Here is a 21,116-nt window from a genome sequence, read left to right as displayed (position 1 = left end):
ATCAGCTGGACGGTGAACGCACCGCCTCGGTCGCGTCCAGGGCCTGCTTCAGCCGCGAATCGCGATCGTAGACATCGTTGAAATACTCGACCTTGCCGGACATGTCGGGCCATGCGGTGAAATAGGCGACATAGACCGGGATCTTGCGCGTCACATCCTCGGTCGAGTGTCCGTGCTTCAGCTTCTCGGCCACATAGTCGACCGAGGTGCCAAGCACAGCGGCCGCCATGCCGCGCGGGTCCTGCAGGCGCACGCAGCCATGGCTGAGCGCGCGCATGTCCTGTTTGAAGAACGATTTCTGCGGCGTGTCGTGCATGTAGATCGCGTGCTTGTTGGGGAACAGGATCTTCAGTTCGCCCAGGGCATTGGCCTCGCTCGGCTGCTGGCGCACGCTGTAGGGAATGTTGGCGCCATAGGCGCCCCAATTGACCGCCGACGACGGAATGCGCTTGCCGCGCGAGTCCGTCACCTCGTAGCCGGCCCGGTCGAGATAGCCGGGATCACTGCGCAATCTGGGCAGCATCTCGTTGACGATGATCGACTGCGGCACGCCCCAATAGGGATGGAAATCGACCTGCTTGATCTGGTCGTAGAAGAACGCCGTCTGGTTGGTGACCCGACCGACGACGGCGCGCATCTTCAGCTTTTCCTCGCCATTGTCGATGTAGCTGGCGGTGAATGCGGGCTGGTTAATGAAGACACGCGGGCTGCCGAGATCGGAAGGCAGCCAGCGCAGTTCCTCCAGCGCCACCTGCACCTTGAGCAGCCTGTCGGCCTTCGACGTACCGGCCAGCAAGGCGACGGTGCGCGGACCGATGACGCCGTCGCCCTTCATGCCTTCCTTCACCTGCACCGCCTTGATCAGCGGCACCAGTTCGGGGACGTAGACTTCGCTGGTCGCCAGCCGCGACAGGATCTCGCCATAGGTGCCGCCCATGTCGTCATCGAGATTGCGCGCGATCAGCGACAGCAGCTTCGGCAGTTCGGGGCTGGTCTGCCCCGGCTTCAGCAGCAGCTTGGGATCAACGACGATCTCGTTCTCGGCACTTGCCTGCAAGGATTCCAACTCGACGCGCAGCGCCTGGTATTCCGCATTCTGCGGATGCCGCGATTCGAGGTAAGTGCGCACTTCCTGCGTATGCGCGAGCGTCTTCAGTACGCCGACCATGTCGAGCGGTTTGGCCGGGAAATCATAATAGCCGGTCATCCTGTTGGGCTCGACACGGCCGCTCTGGGCATCATGGGCGTAGCGCAAGACGCGCGCCGAAAGCGACATTTCGAAGCGCACCAATTCCTTCAACTTGGCTGCGTCGTCCACCGAGGCCGAATTCACGGCCGGCACGTCGACTGTATAGTCGGCTGGCGTCAAGCCATAGCTCGCAGCCTCGCCGAGCACCCGAACCGCATCCTGGGCGCGGTTGTTGAGGCTGGCTCCGCTCACCCAGATGAAGTCCGGATTGGCCGAATAGTAGGCAATCAGTGCCTTGGCGATGTCGGGCTCGGCATAAAGCTCGTAGTCGCTGAGACCGGCAATGGCGTCGTGGAAAGCAGCTCCAGTGGCGGATGGAACGAACGCTGCGTCCTGCGGCGTTGCCGGTTGCGGCGCCGCCGACAGCGTCGAGAAGTCGACGCGTACCAGCCTGTCAGCCTTGTAGGTGTAATAGGACGGGCTGCTGATCTTTACGCCGCCACCGCCGCCAGCCGGGACTTTCGGCTTGGGTTTGTGCTTTGGCGGAGGCGGAAATTCCCCCTGCGGCTCATGCCTGACACCGCCGCCGAACAGCATGTCGAAAAGCCCTTGCGCACCGGCTTGAGGCGCGCCCAGGGCGAGCGTTGCCGCGATCGCCATCAGCGGCATCGCGGTTGCTTTGTTTCCGAGGAATTTCATGAATCACCCGCTCCGGTCGCAACCGGTTCCCGTTCCGCACGCTAGACCGTCTCGCTCACCGCATGGCGGATGTAAGGCGCGACTATACCGATTCATACCGATTTCGTTAAGCTTTCATAAATTTCGGAAAGCCTGTTGCAGAACGGTTTCACAACATCGTGACGGCGGGAGCGCGGGTGTTCCCGCTCCCGCCTGGGAACTCCGCAAAATTCAGGCGTTGGCACCACCATCGATGGTCAATGCGGCGCCGGTCACGAAACGCCCCTCAGGTCCGGCAAGCCACGCGACCATGCCGGCGATGTCGTCGGCCTTGCCGAATCGCGGCGTAGCCATCTTCTGGCGCTGGTGCTCGGCATGCGGTCCGTCCGCCGGGTTCATGTCGGTGTCAGTCGAGCCGGGATGGACGACATTGGCGGTGATGCCGCGCGGACCGAGGTCGCGCGCCAGGGCCTTGGTCAACCCGACCAGTGCCGCCTTGCTGGCGGAATAGGCGCCAAGGCTGGTGTCGGTGACGCGTTCGGCCAGATTGCTGCCGATCGAGATGATCCGACCGCCCTCGCCCATATGAGCCGCCGCGGCTTTCGAGGCGATGAACGGGGCTCTCAGATTGACCGACATGGTCTCGTCGAAATCGGCAAGCGACAGCGTATCGATGGGTGCCGTTCGCCAGATGCCGGCACTGTTGACCAGGATGTCGAGCCGGCCGAAGGCGCCAACGGCCTGATCGACGGCTCTGTCTATCGCCGCCGCATCCCGGTTGTCGGCCCTGATCGCAAAGGCACGACCGCCCTTGGCCTCTATATCGGCAACAACGGAGAGAGCCTGCTCCTCGCCGTGCACATAAGTCAGTGCGACAGCCGCGCCATCGGCGGCCAGGCGCCGTGCAATCGCCGCCCCGATGCCGCGACTGCCACCCGTGACGAGGGCGGCCTTGCCGTTCAAATTGCTGGAAGACATCTGTTTCTCCATTTTTGTATCGATCAATACATAAATGTCTGGCAGCCTTGCCCGGTTGCGTCAACTGATTTATGTATCGATCAACACAGAAAAGGCGCCATGTCGGAAAGAGGCCGTCCCCGTACCTTCGATCGAACCGCGGCCCTGCGGCGCGCGATGGAGCTCTTTTGGGCCAAAGGCTACGAGGGCACTTCGATTGCCGAACTGACCGCTGCGATGGGCATCAATTCGCCCAGCCTTTATGCCGCCTTTGGCAGCAAGGAGGCGCTGTTCCTCGAAGCGACCGAATATTACACGCAAGCCGAAGGAACAGAGATCTGGGCCGCGTTGGACCAGGCATCGACGGCATGCAAGGCGATCGAGAACTTCCTGCGGCAGACAGCCAAGGCTTATTCGCGGACCGATCGCCCGCAGGGCTGCCTGATTGCACTGGGTGCACTGCACGAAGACTCAAGCAGCGGCGCCATCTGCGCGGATTTGCGCCGGCGTCGCGCCGGAAACCTCACAGCCTTGCGCAAGCGCCTCGAGCGCGGCGTGGCCGAGGGCGAATTGCCGGCGAAATTCGACTGTCGTGCCGTGGCGACTTTCTTTGCCACGGTTCAGCACGGCATGTCGATCCAGGCGCGGGATGGTGCATCGCGCGCCGCCCTGCTGGCGACCGTGGCCGGGGCGATGGCGGCGTGGAAGACGATGGCCGCAACCGAGGCAGCGTGACAAACGCAGGCTGGTGTGCTCGAAATTCGGACCTGCCAGCAAGGCCGGGAGGGACGACGGTGAAAAAGGGTTATCGCGAACTGCTGGACGAGGCCAATGCCGAGATCGAAGTGGTTTCGCCTGAAGAAGCGGCGGGATTGCTCGAAGATGAGGGCACGATCTTCGTCGACCTGCGCGACCCTCGCGAGGTCGAACGTGACGGGAGAATACCCGGCGCCAAACATGTCACCCGTGGCATGCTGGAATTCTGGATCGATCCCGAAAGCCCTTATCACAAGCCGTTTTTCGCCTCGGGAAAGAGCTTTGTCTTCTTTTGTGCCGGCGGCTGGCGCTCGGCGCTCGCCACCAAGACCGCGCAGGACATGGGATTGACGCCGGTCAAGCACATCCTTGGCGGCTACACCGCCTGGAAGGCGGCCGGACTGCCGGTCGAGCCCGGCGAGAAGAAGAAGTAGCCCAATGCATGTCGCTCAAAAGCGGTCCCGGTTTCGAGACAACGACATGCATGGAACGAGGACCGCGGCTCAATGCAGTAATGACGGCTCGTGGTTCCCCGCGACGAAGGCAACGGCGCGTTCGACAACACCCTTGTCCGCAAGAATGCGGCGGTGGCCGAGCCCGTCGGCCCAGTGCACCCGCACATGACCGCCGGCGCCGGCATAGCGTCTCGCATGCTCAGCTGGCACCTCGCGGTCATCCGGCGCGTGGATGATAAGCGTCGGCACGGGCGCCTGTGCGAGCTGGCGGTCGCCGGTGAATTCGTGCAGTGGCCGGCCGGACAGGTGTTCGACACGGTCCGCCATGGCAACCTGCGAGCGGGGACCGACATTGAGCATGCGGCTGAAGTCGGCAAAGATCGCCGGCAAGGAGCTTGGCGCCGCGATCAGCACAAGACGCCCGGCTGTCAGCGGCGGAACGTTTTTGACCGAGCCGGCGATGGCATTGGCGGCGACGGCGCCGCCGAAGGAATGCCCCACCGCCGCCACGAACGGACCGAACCATTCGCCAGCAACCCGCACAGCGTCAACCGCATTGACCATGTTCAGGTGCCGGCCCTGCGAATGGCCGTGGCCCGGCAGGTCCAGCGAAACGACCCTGTAGCCGGCGGCGCGATAGCCTTCGATCAATGCGCGCATGTATTCGGTGCGCGAACGCCAGCCATGAACGACAAGTACGGTGCCGGGAGCCGCCCTGCCCGGCTCCGGCCGGAATTCATGCACCACCACGCAGCCGGTCGCCGTCTTCAGCCGATGATGGCGCGCCTCCGTCATGAATTCGGCGGCGCGGCCGATGGCGCGGCGCTCACCGTCGGTCAGCGCCCTGGCGCTCGGCGTACGGCAGAAAAGTTCGAAGGCCGCACGCCCGGTGATGCGCGGCGCAATATGTTCGGCCGCACCAAACACACCTCGGATGACCTTCAGCCCGAATGATGCCATAGTGAGAATCCATCCATACGTTCAAGCATGAACATAATAGTTCAAAGATGAACAATAAACAAGAGCTGCCCTGGGACAACCCGCGTTTTCGCAACTGGGTCGCGGTGGCGCGCGCCTGCCATGTGCTGGAGCGCACGCTGGCGGTGAAGCTCGCGCCGCTGGATCTCAAGCCGGCGCAGCTCGACGTGTTGATGAACCTCTACCGCCATCCCGGCATGTCGCAGCACGACCTTGCCCGCAAGCTGCTCGTCGGCCGCTCCAACATCACCATGCTGTTGCCGCAGCTGGAGACGCGCGGCCTGCTGCGCCGCGAAGGCGACGAGAAGGACAAGCGCATCCTGCGGCTGGCCCTGACCGAGGCCGGCGAGGCGCTGCTGATGCAGGCGCTGAAAGTGCATATGGCTCTGATCGAAAAGGCGATGAGCCAGTCGACGCCGGAACAATGCGACATGATCGGCGAACAGATGCGCAAGATCTACGAGGTGCTGAAGGAAGCCTGACGGCCCGGTCAGTCACCACATCGTCTTCTTCGCCCGCTCCGGCCATTCCTTGTCATAGGTTTCGCCGTCGATGTTCTTGCGGCTGGTGATTTCCAGGATTTTTCCTGGCGTCGGCAGTGATTTCGGGTCGACATGTTTCGCCGGATTCCAAAGTTCCGACCGCACGATGGCGCGGGCGCACTGGAAATAGACCGAATCGACTTCGATGACGGTCACCGAACGCGCCGCCTTGCCGTCGACCATGAACGACGCGCAAAGGGCGGCATCCGTGGTGAGGTGCGCGCGGCCGTTGATGCGCAACGTCGTACCGGAGCCCGGCACCAGGAACAGCAGTCCGACGCGAGGATCCCTGATGATGTTTTTCAGCGAATCGGCGCGGTTGTTGCCGCGCCGGTCCGGCATCATCAGTGTCTTCGGATCAACGATGCGCACGAAGCCGGCGAGATCGCCGCGCGGCGAACAGTCCAGCCCCTCCGGGCCGCTGGTGGCAAGCGCAACAAAGGGCGAAGCCTCGATGAAGGCTGCGTATTCGGGAATGACGTGGTCGAGTTCCTTGACCAGCGAGGCTTCGCCGGGAAAGCCATAGAGCGCTTCGAGCTGTTCGACCGTGGTGATGAGCGACATCGTTTCGTCTCCGAACCTTTGCCGGCGCTACTCCAGATGTGTGACGCCTTTACGACGCCAGCTCAGCGATCCCGGCTCAGCCCTTTTTCCGCAAGCTCGGCAAGATAGGCATTCCAGCGCTCATCCCTCTCATGGCCGAGCGTATGCAGGTAGTTCCAGGTGAAAATACCCGTGTCGTGGAAATCATCGAAGGTGATGCGCACCGCATAGTTGCCGACCGGTTCGATCTTCAGGATAGCCACGTTGCGCTTGCCGGGAACCGTCACACGCTGCTCCGGGGAATGCCCCTGTACCTCGGCCGATGGCGAGGCAACGCGCAACAGCTCCGCCGGCAATTCGAATGGCTGGTGATTGGGAAAGGTGACCGACAGCAGCTTGCGGTCCTTGGAGACCCTGAGTTCTTTTGGCGCGGTCATGCAGTTTCATCCCGTATCGATTGCCCTTCCCTACGCCGCTTCGCGAAAGGGGAAAAGTCCTGATAGACGACCGACACACCGTGTCGGCTCCGGGATGTTACCAAAGATCGAGACGCGGTATCTTGAATGGCGGGCTGGATCGTATCACATAGCTGTATATAACGACGCCGATAACGGCCACGGAAACGCTCGAACATGAACATGATCGACCCCTTCGGTCGCACGATCAGCTATCTCAGAGTGTCGGTCACCGACCGCTGCGATTTCCGTTGCACCTATTGCATGGCCGAAGACATGGCCTTCCTGCCGAAGAAGGACCTGTTGTCGCTGGAAGAGCTGGACCGGCTCTGCACCGTCTTCATCGAGAAGGGCGTCAAACGGCTGCGCCTCACCGGCGGCGAGCCGCTGGTGCGCAAAAACATCATGCATCTGGTGCGCCAGCTCTCGCGCCACCTCGACAGCGGCGCGCTGGAAGAACTGACGCTGACCACCAACGGCTCGCAGCTGTCGCGCTTCGCCGCCGAGCTCGCCGATTGCGGCGTCAAGCGCATCAACGTCTCGCTCGACACGCTTGACGCCGACAAATTCCACCAGATCACCCGCTGGGGCCATCTCGACAAGGTCATGCAAGGCATCGATGCCGCTCAGGCGGCCGGGCTGAAGGTCAAGCTCAACGCCGTGGCGCTGAAGGAATTCAACGACGCCGAATTGCCCGACATGATGCGCTGGGCGCACGGCCGCGGCATGGACCTGACCGTCATCGAAACCATGCCGATGGGCGAGATCGACGCCGACCGCACTGATCAGTACCTGCCGCTATCGCTGCTGCGCGCTTCGCTGGAGCGACAGTTCACGCTGACCGACATTCCCTTCAAGACCGGCGGCCCGGCCCGCTACGTCCACGTCGCCGAGACCGGCGGAAAGCTCGGCTTCATCACGCCGATGACGCATAATTTCTGCGAAAGCTGCAACCGGGTTAGGCTGACCTGCACCGGCACGCTCTACATGTGCCTCGGCCAGGAGGATGCCGCCGATCTGCGCGCGCCCTTGCGGGCGTCCGAAGGCAACGAATTTGTCGCCGACGCGATCGACGAAGCCATAGGCCGCAAGCCGAAAGGCCACGATTTCATCATCGACCGCCGCACCAGCCGCCCGTCCGTGTCCCGGCATATGAGCGTGACGGGCGGATAGTCCTCAGTGACTATACCGCGGTAGCGGCGACACTACCTTGTACTGTAAACTCAAACTCGCGATCGCAATCGGGGGATGGGTTATGGTGTCGGGCACGGGAGCAATGGATCCTGCTGAGCTTGAGATGATCAAGAGCCGGTGCGCACAAGCTACGCCCGGGCCTTGGAAGTCGTTTGTCGAAGGTAGGGACCATACCAGCGGCTCCAACTTCATCATGACGGGAAACGGAGGAGAAGATTTTGAGCTAAGTGGTGGTGGAACGGTAGCCGATCAGGATTTTATCGCGCACGCCCGCCAGGATATCCCCAGACTGCTCGCGGAAATCGAACGCCTCAGACGCAATGCAGGAGAGGTCTAGATGTTTGCCCGCGATGCCCTGTTTCTCATGATAGCGGGAAGTGGCTTTGTCCCAAGTGCAGCCAACGCCACACCGTCCACCTATGTGAACGAGCGCTTCGGCACGGTCTGCACCTTTCCCGACGAGATCTTCACCGATCGTCAGCCCGAGCCGGAAAATGGCGACGGACAGGTATGGCTGAGCGCGGATGGCGCCAGCCTGACCTGCTCCGGCATCCTCAATGTCGACGACGACACGCCGAAGGGCTTTGTCGCGGAAGAAAAGGCGAGCAAGGAACCCGGCTATACCGTCACCTACAGCAAGACAGGAAAGGAGTGGGCGGTGCTGTCGGGGATGAAGGATGGAAAGATTTTTTACGAGCGGCGCCTGTTCGGCAGGGATGGCGTCATTCGCACGGTCTGGATCGATTACCCGCCTGCCCTGAAGTCGAAATACGACCCGCTCGTTGGCGCCATTGCGGGCAGCCTCGAGGGACAGTGAGTATTTCGGATCACACCCCAGAAAAAGTCTCGTTCGCGACCACCGCCGGATTTACGGCCAGCTTGTTCCGGCCTAGCTTTTCGCCTGAAAGCGGCTCTTCGCTGATAGGGGGAAAACGTCATGCGCAAACTCATTCTTTCTCTTGCATTGCTTGGCTTCACGGCCCTGCCCGCGGCAGCGCAGTCGATCGGCGGCACTTACACCGTCGCCGGCACCAACTTCGATGGCTCGGCCTATGGCGGCGAAGCCACCATCACGCTGACCAGCGGAACCACCTGCACGATCCACTGGGAGACGGGCGGCTCCTCCTCGGACGGCATCTGTATGCGCAATGACGACGCATTCTCCGCCGGCTATGTCATGGACAAGGATATCGGCCTCGTTGTCTACAAGGTCGAGGAGGACGGCTCGCTGCATGGCCTGTGGACGATCGCCGGCAAGGAGGGCAACGGCACCGAAGTGCTGACGCCGAAGAAATAGGGATCGCCCAGGCTAGTCGGTTTCCGGGAGGCGAAGCGGCCTCCCGACACGATCCGTGACGAAGCCGGGATGTGATTTCACCCCGGCGACGACGGATTCTCCCTGTTCTGGCACAGCCCTTTGCCATTGCTGTTTCGCGGCGGGCTGTTACAGGCTTGCTTGCTCAGGCAATCGGTAGATCTCTTGCCCCTTTCTCCAAATCTTCGCGGCGCGTTGTTCATGATGGTGGCGATGGTTGGCTTCACGCTCAACGACGCCATCACCAAATATTCTTCGCAATCGATGAACATGGCGCAGGTCATGCTGATCAGGGGAGCTTTTGCCTCACTCTTCGTCGGCCTGCTGGCCTGGCAACGTGGCGCGCTTTTGCAGCCGCGCCTGATGCTGCAGCCATTGGTGGCAATCCGAGTCCTGGGCGAAGCGGGTGCCACCGTGTCATTCCTCGTGGCGCTGGCCCATTTGCCGATCGGCAGCGTCTCGGCGGTTCTTCAGGCGCTGCCGCTGGCGGTGACGATGGGTGCCGCGCTGTTTTTCGGCGAACCAGTCGGCTGGCGACGCTGGATGGCGATCGCCATCGGTTTTGCCGGCGTGCTGATCATCGTGCGGCCGGGTTTCGACGGCTTCAGCATCTATTCCCTTGTGGCACTGGTCAGCGTTGCATGCTGCACCGTGCGAGATCTCGCCACCAAGCGTATCCCTCAAGCCATACCGACAATGCTGGTCTCGACCGCCACCGCGCTGGCAATGACCGTCGTTGGCGCGGTGCTGTTGTCGCCGATGGGTGGCTGGACGCCGATGACCGGCAAGAGCACGACACTGCTGGCTCTGGCTGCGGTGCTCGTGCTCGTCGGCTATCAGTTCATCATCATGGCGATGCGCTCGGGCGAGATCTCCTTCGTCGCGCCATTCCGTTACACCGCTCTCCTCTGGTCCATATTGCTTGGCTTGATCGTCTTCGGCGATTTCCCGGACATGCCGATGATCGTCGGTGCGGCGATAGTCGTCGGCTCGGGTCTCTATACGCTTTACCGCGAACGGCTGGTCGGCCGGAGAAGAATCGTCGCCGAAAGCACCGGGCCGGCCATGGCGCCGGACGGAATCTAGCCCTTGAAGCTGCTTGCGATTTCCGTCGGCTGGCGTAGAGGCTGGGCGGCATGAAACGGGATGTCGCGGGGATCATTCTGGCCGGCGGCCAGTCACGGCGAATGGGAGGCGGCGACAAGAGCCTGTTGCCGCTTGGCGCCGGCTGCGTGCTTGACCTGGTCCTGTCGCGCTTTGGCCCGCAGATTGAAACCCTGGCGCTCAGTGCCAATGGCGATCCGGCACGCTTTTCCCGTTTCGGACTGGCCGTGCTTGCCGACACCGTCGAAGGCTTTGCTGGCCCGCTTGCCGGAATTCTGACCGGCCTCGAATGGGCCGTTGCCAGCACACCTTGCAAGGCTGTCGTCACCGCTGCCGGCGACACGCCCTTCCTGCCGCTTGATCTCGTCGACCGCCTGGCGGCGGCGGCCGGCCGAAGCCCCGGTTCGATCGCTGTCGCCTCCTCGGCCGGACGGCTCCACCCGACCTTCGCGCTGTGGCCAACCGATTGTCGCGACGCCTTGCGGCATTTCCTCGTCGATGAGGATAGTCGGCGGGTGCTGGCCTTCATCGAGCGCCACGGTCATGTCGAGGTGGAATTCCCGATCCAGCAATTCACAGGGCTCGATCCTTTCTTCAACATCAACGTGCCGGACGATCTTGCCGAGGCCAGACGCCTGTTGCAGAGCATGACATCATGAACATCTTCGGCATCACCGGCTGGAAAAACTCCGGCAAGACCACATTGACCGAAAAGCTGGTCGCCGAGCTTGTGCGACGCGGCTGGAAGGTCTCGACGGTCAAACATGCCCATCATGACTTCGACATCGACAAGCCTGGCGCCGACAGCTTCCGCCATCGGCAGGCCGGCGCCACCGAGGTCGCGATCGTGTCCGGCAACCGTTGGGCGCTGATGCATGAATTGCGCGGCGAGGACGAGCCACCGCTGGAGGGCATCCTTTCGCGGCTCGCCCCATGCGACATCGTGCTGATCGAAGGCTACAAGCGCGAGTCTCACCGCAAGATCGAAACGAGGCGGCTGGAGGCAAAGGACCGGGCGCCGCTTTCGGCTGACGATCCCAATATTGTCGCCGTCGCCGCGGATTTCGCCGTCACGGACAAGAGCCTGCCGGTATTCGACCTCGACGACGTAAAATCGATAGTCGACTTCATCGAGCGCACCACCGGCCTCGTTGCTTGAGATCTAACGTAACGGCAGAACCCCGTTACCGATTTTGGTGGTTTTGCAGTTGCTTTTTTCTTTGAAAGAGTGGGAGTATCGCTTCAGCGGGCGGTCAAAAGCACCGCCCCACAGAGCCGTTTCGGAACGACGGCCGGGACCATAAAGAGAGGACTATCATGCGTATTGCACTGCGTATCGCGCTCGCCGCATCGGCCGCGCTGCTGACGCTCGGCGTAGCCCAGGCCCAGGAAAAGACCCTGCGGATCGGCACCGAAGGCGCCTATCCCCCGTTCAACAACCTAACCTCCGACGGCAAGCTCGTCGGCTTCGACATCGATATCGCCCAGGCGCTGTGCGACCAGATGAAGGTCAAGTGCACCTTCGTCGCCCAGGATTGGGACGGCATCATCCCCGCGCTTCAGGCCGGTAAGTTCGACGCAATCGTCGCCTCGATGTCGATCACCCCCGAGCGCAAGGAGAAGGTCGACTTCACCCACAAATACTACAACACGCCTTCGGCTCTGGCAGTGCCGAAAGACTCGACGCTGAAGGGCGTGACCAAGGAAGATCTCGCCGGCAAGACCATCGGTGTCGCCACCACGACCACGCATTTCAACTATGCCTCGAAGACCTACACCGACAGCACCGTGAAGGGTTATCCGAGCAGCCCCGAGGAGCAGGCGGATCTTGCCAATGGTCGTCTCGACGCGATCGAGGACGATATCGTCGTGCTGCAGCAGTGGCTGGACTCGCCCGATGGTGCCTGCTGCAAGATTCTCGGCCAGCCCTCGCCGCAACCGGTCGAGATCTTCGGACCTGGCGCCGGCATTGCCGTGCGCAAGGGCGAGACCGACCTGGTCAACAAGCTCAATGAGGCCATCGACGCCATTCGCGCCAGCGGAAAATACAAGGAAATCAACGACAAGTACTTCAAGTTCGACGTCTACGGCGCCGAGTCCTGATAGACTGGATCAAGACGGCGGGGAAATTCCCCGCCGTCTTTCTATTCGTCTTGGGAATGCCGTGGAGATAAGACCCGTCAATGCCAGCCCAAAGCATATGGACACTTCTCAGTTGGGGACCCGATGGCTGGAGTGACGATATTGCCTATGGCGTCGTAGTAACGGTTCTGCTGGCGCTGGCGACGCTCCCCATTGGTTTGACGATCGGCTTTTTCATTGCGCTCGGCAAGCAATCCGAAGAGCCTTCGCTGCGCCTGGCCGCCAACATCTACACCACGGTCTTTCGTGGCCTGCCGGAACTGGTCACGCTCTTCCTGTTCTTCTTCGGCGTGCCGATCCTGCTGCAGCACATCATCCGGTATTTCCGCCCCGAAGCGACCATCGACGTCAACAGCTTCGTCGCCGGCATGATCGTGCTTGCCCTGATCTTCTCGTCCTACGCCAGCGAGGTTTTCCTGTCGGCCTTCCGTGCCATACCGAAAGGTCAGTATGAGGGTGGTTATGCCATTGGTCTTTCCTACGGGCAGACAATGCGCCTTGTGATCTTGCCGCAGTTGCTGCGCATAGCGTTTCCTGGTCTCGAGAATTGCTGGCTCAGCCTGCTGAAGGACACCTCACTGGTGTCGGTCGTCGGTCTAGCAGAGACGTTGCGCAACGCCGGCGTGGCCGCTCGCGTCACTAAGCATTCGTTCCTGTTTTACGGCGTGGCGGCACTGGTCTTTCTTGGTCTGGCCGTCGTGTCATCCTTCGCCACCAACGCCATTTTGCGCTCGCTCGGCAAACGCGAGGCACAACGATGAGCGCGACAGCCACCATGGTCGAACGGCCACCACCGCGAGCTCGCGGCTGGCCGCGACGACGCATCGTCGGCTACGCGCTTGTTTGCCTGTGGATCGCCTTTGGCCTCGGCATCGTCAGCTACTTGTTCTTTGCCTGGAACGCAGCCTTCTTCGCCAAATATGCGCCGGCCTATCTCAGAGGGCTTGGCGTCACCCTGTCGCTGGTCGCCATTTCAATGGTGCTTGGCGCCGTCCTGTCGGTGCCTGTCGCCTATGGGCGCATGTCCAGGAACCGGATCCTGTCCGGTCTTGCCTATTGTTACGTCTATTTCTTCCGGGGCACGCCGCTGCTGGTTCAGACATTTCTGGTCTATTACGGGGTGGGTTCGTTCAGACCGGAGCTCAGTGCGGTTGGCTTATACCTACCGGTCGTCAGCGACTGGGTCCAAGTTCTGCCTCACGTAAGCATCCCGGTCGGATTTACGATGGGATGGTTCACGCTCTGGGATTTCTTCAAGGACGCCTTCAACTGCGGCGTCTTCGCCTTTGCGCTCAACACCGCCGCCTACCAGGCCGAAATCCTGCGCGGTGCCATCGAAAGCGTGCCAAGAGGGCAATGGGAAGGGGCAGCCTCGCTCGGCCTGCACAAACTGCAGACGCTGCGCAAGATCGTCTTGCCACAGGCGTTGATTGTCGCCTTGCGACCCTATGGCAATGAACTGATCCTGATGGTCAAGGCATCCGCCATCGTCGCCATCATCACGGTTTATGATCTGATGGGCAATGCAAAGCTCGCCTTCGCGAACAGCTTCGACATTCAAGCCTATATCTGGGTCGCCATCGTCTATCTGGTGATGGTCGAGATCTTGCGTCATGCCATCGAATGGATCGAGCGCCGCATCACCATTCACCTGAAACGCTGACCTGTTCTCGGCTTCGGCTGCACCAGTCGATCGTGTTCCCTCGCGTCTTGACGAATTGAACCCAGAGTCTAGAACGGTTCATCGTTTCGCGGAAACGGCGAACCGCTCTATCTCTTTGTTTTGACGCAATTCCTGTGGGAAAACCGCTTCACATTTTTCCAGGAATTGCTCTAGAGCTTTCGCAGCAAATTCCATTTTCAGTCTGAAGGGCAAGCTTATGGCATCCGTGGCATTTCTCGGTCTTGGCGTAATGGGTTATCCGATGGCCGGGCACCTCAGGAACAAGGGGGGCCACGACGTCACTGTCTACAACCGCACCAAGGCCAAGGCCGAGCAATGGGTTGGCCAGCATGGCGGCAGCCTTGCGGTGACGCCGGCGGAGGCAGCCAAGGACAAGGACTTTGTCTTTTCCTGCGTCGGCAATGACGACGATCTGCGCTCGGTGACGACAGGCCCCGATGGTGCGTTCAAATCGATGAAGAAAGGTTCGGTCTTCATCGATAACACCACGGCCTCGGCCGAGGTCGCGCGCGAATTGGCGGAGGCCGCGCAAGCCGGCGGCTTCTCGTTTCTCGACGCGCCGGTCTCCGGTGGCCAGGCTGGCGCCGAGAATGGCGTGCTGACCGTCATGGTCGGCGGCGACCAGGCCGCGTTCGACAGGGCCAGGCCGGTTATCGACGCATATGCCCGCATGGTCGGGCTGATGGGATCGGCGGGCGCCGGCCAGCTGACCAAGATGATCAACCAGATCTGCATCGCCGGGCTGGTGCAGGGCCTGTCGGAAGGCATCCATTTCGGCAAGAAGGCCGGGCTCGACATCGAGAAGGTGATCGAGGTGATTTCCAAGGGTGCGGCCGGATCCTGGCAGATGGAAAACCGGCACAAGACCATGAATGCGGGAAAATATGATTTCGGTTTTGCCGTCGACTGGATGCGCAAGGATCTCGGCATCTGCCTGGAGGAGGCTGATCGCAACGGCGCCAGGCTGCCGGTGACCGCGCTTATCGACCAGTTCTACAAGGACGTGCAGGCCATGGGCGGCAAGCGCTGGGACACGTCCTCGCTGCTGGCGCGGCTGGAGAAGTAGGATTTGCAATGGCCGAGCTTTCGCCCCAATCCAGTGCCGACGAAATCGTCGCGCATCTGCGCTTGATCGGCTCGGAGGAAAATCGTCTTGGCATGCTGCGCTACGGTATCAGGATCGAACGCGCGCTTGGAATCCCACATGGCGTCCAGCGGCAGATCGCCCGGAAGATCAAACGCAACCATGAGCGCGCTTTTGAGCTTTGGGAGTCAGGCATTATGGAGGCGCAGTTCATCGCTTCCGTTACGGCCGACCCGAGCCGGTTTTCCGCCGCGAACGCAAGGCAATGGGCGTCGAGTTTCGATTCCTGGGATATCGTCGACGGCGTCTCCGATCTCTTCGTCGACACGGGCGCCTGGAAGGATCTGATCGGCGAGTTCGCGGCCGATGAACGGGAATTCGTTCGACGCACGGCCTTTGCCATGATGGCCTGGTCTGTCGTCCACCGGAAGAAAGAGCCGGAGGCGACCTTTCTCACCTTCCTGCCGATCATCGAGGCGCATGCCACTGACGACCGTAATTTCGTGAAGAAAGCCGTGAACTGGGCGCTTCGTTCGATCGGCAAGCGATCGATGGCCATGCACGGCGCGGCCCTTGCTGTCGCTGAACGGCTCGCGCGATCGACCGACAAGACGGCACGCTGGAACGGCAGGAATGCCGTGAAGGAGCTGACCGATGCCAAAACGCTCGCGCGGATCGCCGCCAGAAACGTTTGACCTCGCCAACATCCGCTTCACCGAGGTGACGCGAGCGACCCGTGGCGGCTTCGAGACTTTGTTCGAGCAGCCGGGGGCGCCAAAATATTGCTGGTGCATGGTCTGGCGGCAGTCCGGCCGCGAGCACATCCAGAGCGACGAGAAGAAGCGGCGGATGATGGCGCTCATCGATGCCAGCACCCCGGTCGGCATAGCCGCCGAGCTCGACGGCAAGACCATCGGCTGGTGCTCGGTCGCGCCACGCGAGACCTATCGCAAGCTTTCAAAGCAGCAGGATGACGGCGAGAGCGGCGTATGGTCGATCGTCTGCTTCTATGTGCCGAGGGCTTTGCGCGGCGGCGGCCTTGCTTCGGCGTTGCTCGATGCCGCCATCGATCATGCCTTCGCCAAGGGCGCGCGTATCATCGAGGCCTATCCGGTGTCCGAGGCGTCGCCGAGTTACCGTTTCATGGGTTTTCGCGACATGTTTGCATCGCGTGGCTTCCGCGAGGCCGGCATGGCCGGTTCTCGCCGACATGTGATGCGGCTCGAGCATTGACGTCATTGGGCACGGCGTCTCTACTCGCCCGCAAAGGAAGCGGCATGAGCATCCATTTCAAATCAATGCTGGCGCTCGCGGCCGCGCTGTCTCTCTGCGCCGCCGGTGCCTCGGCCGAGACCACGCACATATTCTGGAAGGATCTGCGCCCGGCGAGCCAGGCGGTTGCCGAAGACGCCGGCCTGCCGATGATCGCGGCAAAATTGCCCGATCATGGCGAGACGCTGTCGCTTGGCCTGCAGGACAAGACGGTACAATTAGCCGGCTATGCATTGCCGGTCGATCGCGACGGTGACCTTGTGTATCAGTTCCTGCTGGTGCCATGGACGGGCGCGTGCAGCCACATGCCGACGCCGCCACCCAACCAGATCGTGCTGGTCACGCCAGCCCATCCCTACAAGATGTCGCAAGCCTACCAGTCGGTCGCCGTCACCGGCGCCCTGAGGCCGGACATGGAAAAGAGCCAGCTGTTCATTCTGGATGGCGTCAGTGTCATCCAGTCCGGCTATACCGTGCGCAAGGCGGAGGTTGTCGGCGTCGACACCGTGCCGGACACCATCGTCCTGCCGGTGAATTCGCCCTGGAGTTTCCTCAACAAAAAGAAGAACTAGAGCAATTCCAGGAAAAGCGTGAACGGTTTTCCCACAGGAATTGCGTCAAAACAAAGAGTTAGAGCATTTCGCCGTTTCCGCGAAACGGTGAAATGCTCTAACGGTTTGGCGCTCAGGCAGCGTTGGCACCCGATTCCTTGTCCAACACCATGTAGTCGAGCGGGATCTCTGTGGTGTACTTGATCTGCTCCATGGCGAAGGACGACGACACGTCACGGATCTCGATCTTGGCGATCAGCCGCTTGTAGAAGGCGTCATAGGCGGCGATGTCGGGCACCACGACGCGCAGCAGGTAATCGACGTCGCCGCTCATGCGGTAGAACTCGACCACCTCGGGAAATTCCTGGATGACCTCGGAAAACCGCCGCAGCCACTCATGGCTGTGTGAATTGGTGCGGATCGAGACGAAGACAGTGACCCGTACATTGACCTTCTCATGGTCGAGAATGGCGACGCGCCGCTTGATGACGCCTTCCTCCTCGAGCTTCTGGATGCGGCGCCAGCAGGGCGTGGTCGACAGGCCGACTTTCTTGGCGACATCGGCGACCGCGAGCGTCGCGTCCTCCTGCAGGAGGCGTAGAATTTTTCGGTCAAGGCGGTCCATGAGAGGCTCCTGGGGAATAGTTTATCTATATTCCCTCTTATTCGAGGCTTTAACAAGAAAGAAATTCTGCCAATCGCCACTAAAGCGAGTGATTTCTTGCTGAATGCCTAGCCAATGCGATAGCGGATTTCCGACCGAAGGAAAGGCAGCAAATCCATTTCAAACCATGGATTCTGCTTTAGCCAGCCGGTGTTGCGCCAGGACGGATGCGGCAGAGGCAGCACTTTCGTGCCGACCGAATCCTCCCAGATGGCACGCCAGTCCATCACCGTTTCCGTCAGCGAGGGTCGGCGCGCGGCGCCCATGTGCCAGGACTGCGCATAGATGCCGATCGTCAGCACCAGGTCGATCGCCGGCATCAGGGCCATCAAGGGCGCGCGCCATGCCGGTGCGCATTCGCGCCTTGGCGGCAAGTCGCTGCCCTTGGCATCCTGACCGGGAAAGCAGAAGCCCATCGGCACGATGGCGAATTTCTCTATGTCGTAGAATTCGTCGCTGGTCACACCAAGCCAGTTGCGCAGGCGGTCGCCGGAGGCATCGGTGAACGGCATGCCTGACAGGTGCACCTTGGTTCCCGGCGCCTGGCTGGCGATCAGGATGCGCGCGCTGGACGACGGCCGCAGAACCGGCCTTGGCTCATACGGCAGCGGCTTGCCGACGGGATTCTCGACGCAGATGCGGCAGGCCCGGACCGTCGCAGCAAAGCTGTCCAGTTCCACACTCAAGCGGCGGCACTCGTCCGGCTGGAGATCGCCTGATGCCAGCGCAACACATTGGTGCATTCCTCCGGCACCTTGATGCGGGCCGGCTTCATGAAGTCGATCGCGATCAGGCCGGTAATATCGGCAATCGAATAGTTGTCACCGGCGGCGAACTCACGGCTCGCCAACTCGCGGTCGAGGATCTTCAGGAACTCGACCGCCTTCGGCTTGTTGGCCTCGCCCCATTCCGGGACCTGCGGGATTTCCCATTCCTTCATGGCCGGATGGATATGGCGAAAGGCCTGCGCGACGCTGCCCAGCAGATTGAGCTCCATCCGCCTCTGCCACATCTCGACCTGCGCCTTGCCGAGCGCGCCGCGTCCGAACAGGGCCGGTTCGGGCTGCAACTCCTCGAAGTAGCGGCAGATGGCGACTGATTCCGTGATGATGGTGCCATCGTCAAGTTCCAGCACCGGCAGGCGTTGTAAAGGGTTGCGCGAACTCACTGTTTGGCTCTTGTGCTCCAGCGCGCCCATGTCGACGGACACGATTGGAACCGCGATCCCTTTCTCGGCAAGGAAAACGCGTACCCGCCGCGGGTTGGGCGCCCGGCCGCCGTCGAAAAGCTTCATTCGATCCTCCTTCCCTTCCGCCAGATGCGTTTCACCAGAAGCGAAAAATCTCCCGCACGGCATCCCCGATCGATGCCAGCGTGCCGTGTTTTCGCTCCACGACTTCGCCGCGATGGCTGTCGCGCCAGTCCTGCGGCCGGTCGAACGTCCCCGCCCAGATGCCGACCTTTGCCGCGCGAGCAGTCGCTTCCTCGCTTTCGAAATCGCCATAGGCAACGGCCCAGCCAGCCTCGACCTGGGCGCGGTTCAGATCCGTGTCACCCGCATTGCAGTTGCCAAGCAGCCGGCCATAACGATCCCGCTGCCAGCCGCTGCAAGTGACCGGCCTGCCGGCGATCAGGCGCACCAGCGACTGGCGCGCAAGCGTGCCGCAGGCATAATCGGCGCCGTTCCTGCGGCAGGTCTGGGTGTATTCAGGCGCGTCGATGCCGCGCATGCGGATGCGCTCGGTGCCGAGCGTGATCGAATCGCCGTCATTGATGACGGCCGCGCCTTGCGTCTTGCGCGTCTCGACCCGGTCGAGGCGTGCCGCCAGCAGGATCAGCAGCCCCAGAATGACGATAGTCAGCCCGTAGTCCATGAGCTTGCGCCACAGGCTTCTCGGGCGCGGCGCCGCGTACCGGCGCGATCTTGGCGACCAGGAACGGCTCATATGGCAAACGGTTGGTTAATCATTCGAACGTAGCTTAACACCTTGGAACCGCTGCACGCATAAATTGAAGTTTTTGATGCCCTTGCAACGCTCGAACACAGCGGACAAGTTCATTGTGGACCGCAGGAAACCTCATCGCAACAGCGATGTGGCGCGCGCGGTGCGCAAGACGCGCGACCGTCTTTCGCAGCAGGCGGGCAATCCCGATTTCGACCGTGAACTGCTGAATCTCCACGCCCGCGCCATGACAAGCGGCGCCGTGGCCATCCCGCTGCTGGTCCTGGCGATCGCCGCGGCTGGCCGGCTGGCCGGCGTCGGCAACGAGATCGGGCTCTGGGCGCTGTTCACGCTCACTTGCTATACCATCGTCGCCTTCATGGCCCGGCGCATTGAGCGCACGGAAGCGTCCGAGCTCAACCCCTTGCAAACGCGAAGGGAATTCCTGGTCGGCCACTTCCTGTGCGGCCTCGGCTGGGCCTGGTTCGTCCTGCTCGGCTGCGCCGCCTGCGAGGTCGACCAGTTCCAGGTGGTCAAGGCGGTGGTGATGCTGCTTGCCATGGCCGGGACGGCTCTCATGGCCTCGTCGCTCAGCGGAGCACTGCTGGTGACCTTTGCCGTTCCTGTCGCACTCTATGCCTATGTCGGCACCAGATTGTGGATGCCGGTCGAGGCGATCATGGCAGGGCTGCTTGTCGTGTCGCTGCCTTTCTTCGCCTATGTCGCCCGTCAACTCAACCGCTCCTCCCTGATGCTGTTGTCGTTCCGCTCCGAAAAGGACGCGCTGATCGCCGAACTCGAGACGGCGAAATCGATGTCGGACGAGGCGCGGCGGCGGGCTGAGGATGCCAATCTGGCGAAGTCGCGCTTCCTCGCTTCGATGAGCCATGAATTGCGCACGCCGCTCAACGCCATTCTCGGCTTTTCCGAGGTGATGGCGAACGAAGTGCTGGGCCCGATGAGCAACCCCACCTATCGCGACTACGCCCATGACGTGCACGACTCCGGCCAGCATCTGCTCGACTTGATCAATGAGATCCTCGACCTGTCGCGCATCGAGGCCGGCCGCTACCAGCTCAACGAGGAGCCGGTGATGTTGCTGAACATCGTCGAGGATTGCTGCCATATGATGGAGTTGAGGGCGCGCAACAAGGACATCCGCGTCATCCAGGATTTCGAACAGACATTGCCGCGTCTGTTCGCCGACGAGCGCGCCGTGCGCCAGATCGCGCTCAACCTTTTGTCCAACGCCATAAAATTCACCGCCACCGGCGGCGAAATCCGCGTCCGCGTCGGCTGGACGGCGGGCGGCGGGCAATACATTTCGATCAAGGACAATGGCCCGGGCATTCCCGAGGACGAGATTCCGATCGTGCTTTCAGCCTTCGGCCAGGGCTCGATCGCCATCAAGAGCGCCGAGCAAGGCACCGGGCTTGGCCTGCCGATCGTGCAAGGGCTGCTTGCCATGCATGGCGGCGAATTCGAGCTCCATTCCAAGCTGCGCGAAGGCACCGAGGCGATTGCCATCTTCCCGCTGAGCCGAGTGATGGAAGAGCTGCCGGCATTGCCGACCGCGGCAGTAGCGGCACGGCGGCGATAGGCGCTACCTC

26 protein-coding genes are annotated in these 21,116 nt (G+C 61.7%); 17 read left to right on the top strand and 9 right to left on the bottom strand.

Going from position 1 to position 21,116, the window contains the following annotated elements; translation table 11 throughout:
* Position 1: 1 nt before the first annotated feature.
* Both AC07UC_RS21900 and AC07UC_RS21895 read right to left on the bottom strand, forming a co-directional pair.
* Positions 2 to 1,888, bottom strand: a complete 1,887-nt coding sequence (locus AC07UC_RS21900; protein ID WP_494907391.1) for a L,D-transpeptidase family protein — start codon at positions 1,886 to 1,888, stop codon at positions 2 to 4.
* A gap of 210 nt (positions 1,889 to 2,098) precedes the next feature.
* Positions 2,099 to 2,845, bottom strand: coding sequence for a 3-oxoacyl-ACP reductase family protein (locus tag AC07UC_RS21895; protein ID WP_202322671.1), 747 nt, complete (start codon positions 2,843 to 2,845; stop codon positions 2,099 to 2,101).
* Between the two features lie 99 nt (positions 2,846 to 2,944).
* Between AC07UC_RS21895 and AC07UC_RS21890 the strand changes: the two genes are divergently transcribed.
* Complete coding sequence (locus tag AC07UC_RS21890) at positions 2,945 to 3,559, top strand: TetR/AcrR family transcriptional regulator (RefSeq protein WP_140773809.1); 615 nt, start codon at positions 2,945 to 2,947, stop codon at positions 3,557 to 3,559.
* Positions 3,560 to 3,618: 59 nt separating this feature from the next.
* On the top strand, positions 3,619 to 4,014 hold the full coding sequence (locus AC07UC_RS21885; RefSeq protein WP_494907390.1) for a rhodanese-like domain-containing protein: 396 nt from the start codon (positions 3,619 to 3,621) through the stop codon (positions 4,012 to 4,014).
* Between the two features lie 69 nt (positions 4,015 to 4,083).
* Here AC07UC_RS21885 and AC07UC_RS21880 read toward each other — a convergent pair whose 3' ends face one another.
* A complete protein-coding gene (locus tag AC07UC_RS21880) occupies positions 4,084 to 4,995 on the bottom strand; it encodes an alpha/beta hydrolase (RefSeq protein ID WP_140773807.1) in 912 nt (303 codons plus the stop codon).
* Between the two features lie 47 nt (positions 4,996 to 5,042).
* On the opposite strand from AC07UC_RS21880, the gene AC07UC_RS21875 reads away from it, so the two are divergent.
* On the top strand, positions 5,043 to 5,495 hold the full coding sequence (locus AC07UC_RS21875) for a MarR family winged helix-turn-helix transcriptional regulator (protein WP_019858112.1): 453 nt from the start codon (positions 5,043 to 5,045) through the stop codon (positions 5,493 to 5,495).
* Between the two features lie 12 nt (positions 5,496 to 5,507).
* Here AC07UC_RS21875 and AC07UC_RS21870 read toward each other — a convergent pair whose 3' ends face one another.
* A complete protein-coding gene (locus AC07UC_RS21870; protein ID WP_494907389.1) occupies positions 5,508 to 6,119 on the bottom strand; it encodes a pyridoxamine 5'-phosphate oxidase family protein in 612 nt (203 codons plus the stop codon).
* Between the two features lie 62 nt (positions 6,120 to 6,181).
* On the bottom strand, positions 6,182 to 6,535 hold the full coding sequence (locus tag AC07UC_RS21865) for a gamma-butyrobetaine hydroxylase family protein (RefSeq protein WP_140773805.1): 354 nt from the start codon (positions 6,533 to 6,535) through the stop codon (positions 6,182 to 6,184).
* 195 nt (positions 6,536 to 6,730) lie between these two features.
* On the opposite strand from AC07UC_RS21865, the gene moaA reads away from it, so the two are divergent.
* The 13 genes from moaA (at position 6,731) to AC07UC_RS21800 (ending at position 16,920) form a co-directional block, all read left to right on the top strand.
* The gene (gene moaA, locus AC07UC_RS21860; RefSeq protein WP_494907388.1) at positions 6,731 to 7,726 is read left to right on the top strand and encodes a GTP 3',8-cyclase MoaA; all 996 of its coding nucleotides are present in this window, start codon (positions 6,731 to 6,733) and stop codon (positions 7,724 to 7,726) included.
* A gap of 358 nt (positions 7,727 to 8,084) precedes the next feature.
* Positions 8,085 to 8,564, top strand: a complete 480-nt coding sequence (locus tag AC07UC_RS21855) for a hypothetical protein (protein WP_494907387.1) — start codon at positions 8,085 to 8,087, stop codon at positions 8,562 to 8,564.
* Positions 8,565 to 8,684: 120 nt separating this feature from the next.
* Positions 8,685 to 9,044 (top strand): hypothetical protein, encoded by a 360-nt coding sequence (locus AC07UC_RS21850; protein WP_140773802.1) that lies wholly within the window; start codon positions 8,685 to 8,687, stop codon positions 9,042 to 9,044.
* A gap of 183 nt (positions 9,045 to 9,227) precedes the next feature.
* Positions 9,228 to 10,148, top strand: coding sequence for a DMT family transporter (locus tag AC07UC_RS21845; RefSeq protein ID WP_202322663.1), 921 nt, complete (start codon positions 9,228 to 9,230; stop codon positions 10,146 to 10,148).
* A gap of 50 nt (positions 10,149 to 10,198) precedes the next feature.
* The gene (gene mobA, locus AC07UC_RS21840) at positions 10,199 to 10,825 is read left to right on the top strand and encodes a molybdenum cofactor guanylyltransferase MobA (RefSeq protein ID WP_494907386.1); all 627 of its coding nucleotides are present in this window, start codon (positions 10,199 to 10,201) and stop codon (positions 10,823 to 10,825) included.
* The gene (mobB, locus tag AC07UC_RS21835) at positions 10,822 to 11,325 is read left to right on the top strand and encodes a molybdopterin-guanine dinucleotide biosynthesis protein B (RefSeq protein ID WP_494907385.1); all 504 of its coding nucleotides are present in this window, start codon (positions 10,822 to 10,824) and stop codon (positions 11,323 to 11,325) included. The genes mobA and mobB overlap by 4 nt, the downstream gene beginning before the upstream one ends.
* A gap of 158 nt (positions 11,326 to 11,483) precedes the next feature.
* The gene (locus AC07UC_RS21830; RefSeq protein WP_140773798.1) at positions 11,484 to 12,269 is read left to right on the top strand and encodes an ABC transporter substrate-binding protein; all 786 of its coding nucleotides are present in this window, start codon (positions 11,484 to 11,486) and stop codon (positions 12,267 to 12,269) included.
* Positions 12,270 to 12,349: 80 nt separating this feature from the next.
* The gene (locus AC07UC_RS21825) at positions 12,350 to 13,069 is read left to right on the top strand and encodes an ABC transporter permease (protein WP_140773797.1); all 720 of its coding nucleotides are present in this window, start codon (positions 12,350 to 12,352) and stop codon (positions 13,067 to 13,069) included.
* Positions 13,066 to 13,971, top strand: coding sequence for an ABC transporter permease (locus AC07UC_RS21820; RefSeq protein WP_202322661.1), 906 nt, complete (start codon positions 13,066 to 13,068; stop codon positions 13,969 to 13,971). The genes AC07UC_RS21825 and AC07UC_RS21820 overlap by 4 nt, the downstream gene beginning before the upstream one ends.
* A gap of 217 nt (positions 13,972 to 14,188) precedes the next feature.
* A complete protein-coding gene (locus AC07UC_RS21815) occupies positions 14,189 to 15,058 on the top strand; it encodes an NAD(P)-dependent oxidoreductase (protein WP_140773795.1) in 870 nt (289 codons plus the stop codon).
* 8 nt (positions 15,059 to 15,066) lie between these two features.
* The gene (locus AC07UC_RS21810; protein ID WP_494907384.1) at positions 15,067 to 15,771 is read left to right on the top strand and encodes a DNA alkylation repair protein; all 705 of its coding nucleotides are present in this window, start codon (positions 15,067 to 15,069) and stop codon (positions 15,769 to 15,771) included.
* On the top strand, positions 15,731 to 16,309 hold the full coding sequence (locus AC07UC_RS21805; RefSeq protein WP_494907383.1) for a GNAT family N-acetyltransferase: 579 nt from the start codon (positions 15,731 to 15,733) through the stop codon (positions 16,307 to 16,309). Before AC07UC_RS21810 ends, AC07UC_RS21805 begins: the two co-directional genes overlap by 41 nt.
* 44 nt (positions 16,310 to 16,353) lie before the next feature.
* Positions 16,354 to 16,920: a DUF3299 domain-containing protein gene (locus AC07UC_RS21800; RefSeq protein WP_494907382.1), complete on the top strand. Its 567-nt coding sequence runs from the start codon at positions 16,354 to 16,356 to the stop codon at positions 16,918 to 16,920.
* A gap of 112 nt (positions 16,921 to 17,032) precedes the next feature.
* Here AC07UC_RS21800 and AC07UC_RS21795 read toward each other — a convergent pair whose 3' ends face one another.
* From AC07UC_RS21795 to AC07UC_RS21780, 4 genes are all read right to left on the bottom strand, one after another.
* On the bottom strand, positions 17,033 to 17,524 hold the full coding sequence (locus AC07UC_RS21795; protein WP_006205209.1) for an Lrp/AsnC family transcriptional regulator: 492 nt from the start codon (positions 17,522 to 17,524) through the stop codon (positions 17,033 to 17,035).
* A 107-nt stretch (positions 17,525 to 17,631) separates the two neighbouring features.
* Entirely contained in the window at positions 17,632 to 18,306 is a 675-nt protein-coding gene (locus AC07UC_RS21790; RefSeq protein WP_494907380.1) for a uracil-DNA glycosylase family protein, read from the bottom strand.
* Positions 18,246 to 18,857, bottom strand: a complete 612-nt coding sequence (locus AC07UC_RS21785; RefSeq protein WP_202322657.1) for a glutathione S-transferase — start codon at positions 18,855 to 18,857, stop codon at positions 18,246 to 18,248. The genes AC07UC_RS21790 and AC07UC_RS21785 overlap by 61 nt, the downstream gene beginning before the upstream one ends.
* A 31-nt stretch (positions 18,858 to 18,888) precedes the next feature.
* A complete protein-coding gene (locus AC07UC_RS21780) occupies positions 18,889 to 19,509 on the bottom strand; it encodes a thermonuclease family protein (RefSeq protein WP_494907379.1) in 621 nt (206 codons plus the stop codon).
* Between the two features lie 76 nt (positions 19,510 to 19,585).
* On the opposite strand from AC07UC_RS21780, the gene AC07UC_RS21775 reads away from it, so the two are divergent.
* On the top strand, positions 19,586 to 21,106 hold the full coding sequence (locus tag AC07UC_RS21775) for a sensor histidine kinase (protein ID WP_140773788.1): 1,521 nt from the start codon (positions 19,586 to 19,588) through the stop codon (positions 21,104 to 21,106).
* Positions 21,107 to 21,116 lie beyond the last annotated feature (10 nt).

This window comes from Mesorhizobium sp. GW821-FHT04C10 (assembly GCF_059420305.1).
The sequence above is the reverse complement of the archived record's forward strand: the minus strand, read 5'-3'. Positions and strand labels throughout refer to the sequence as shown.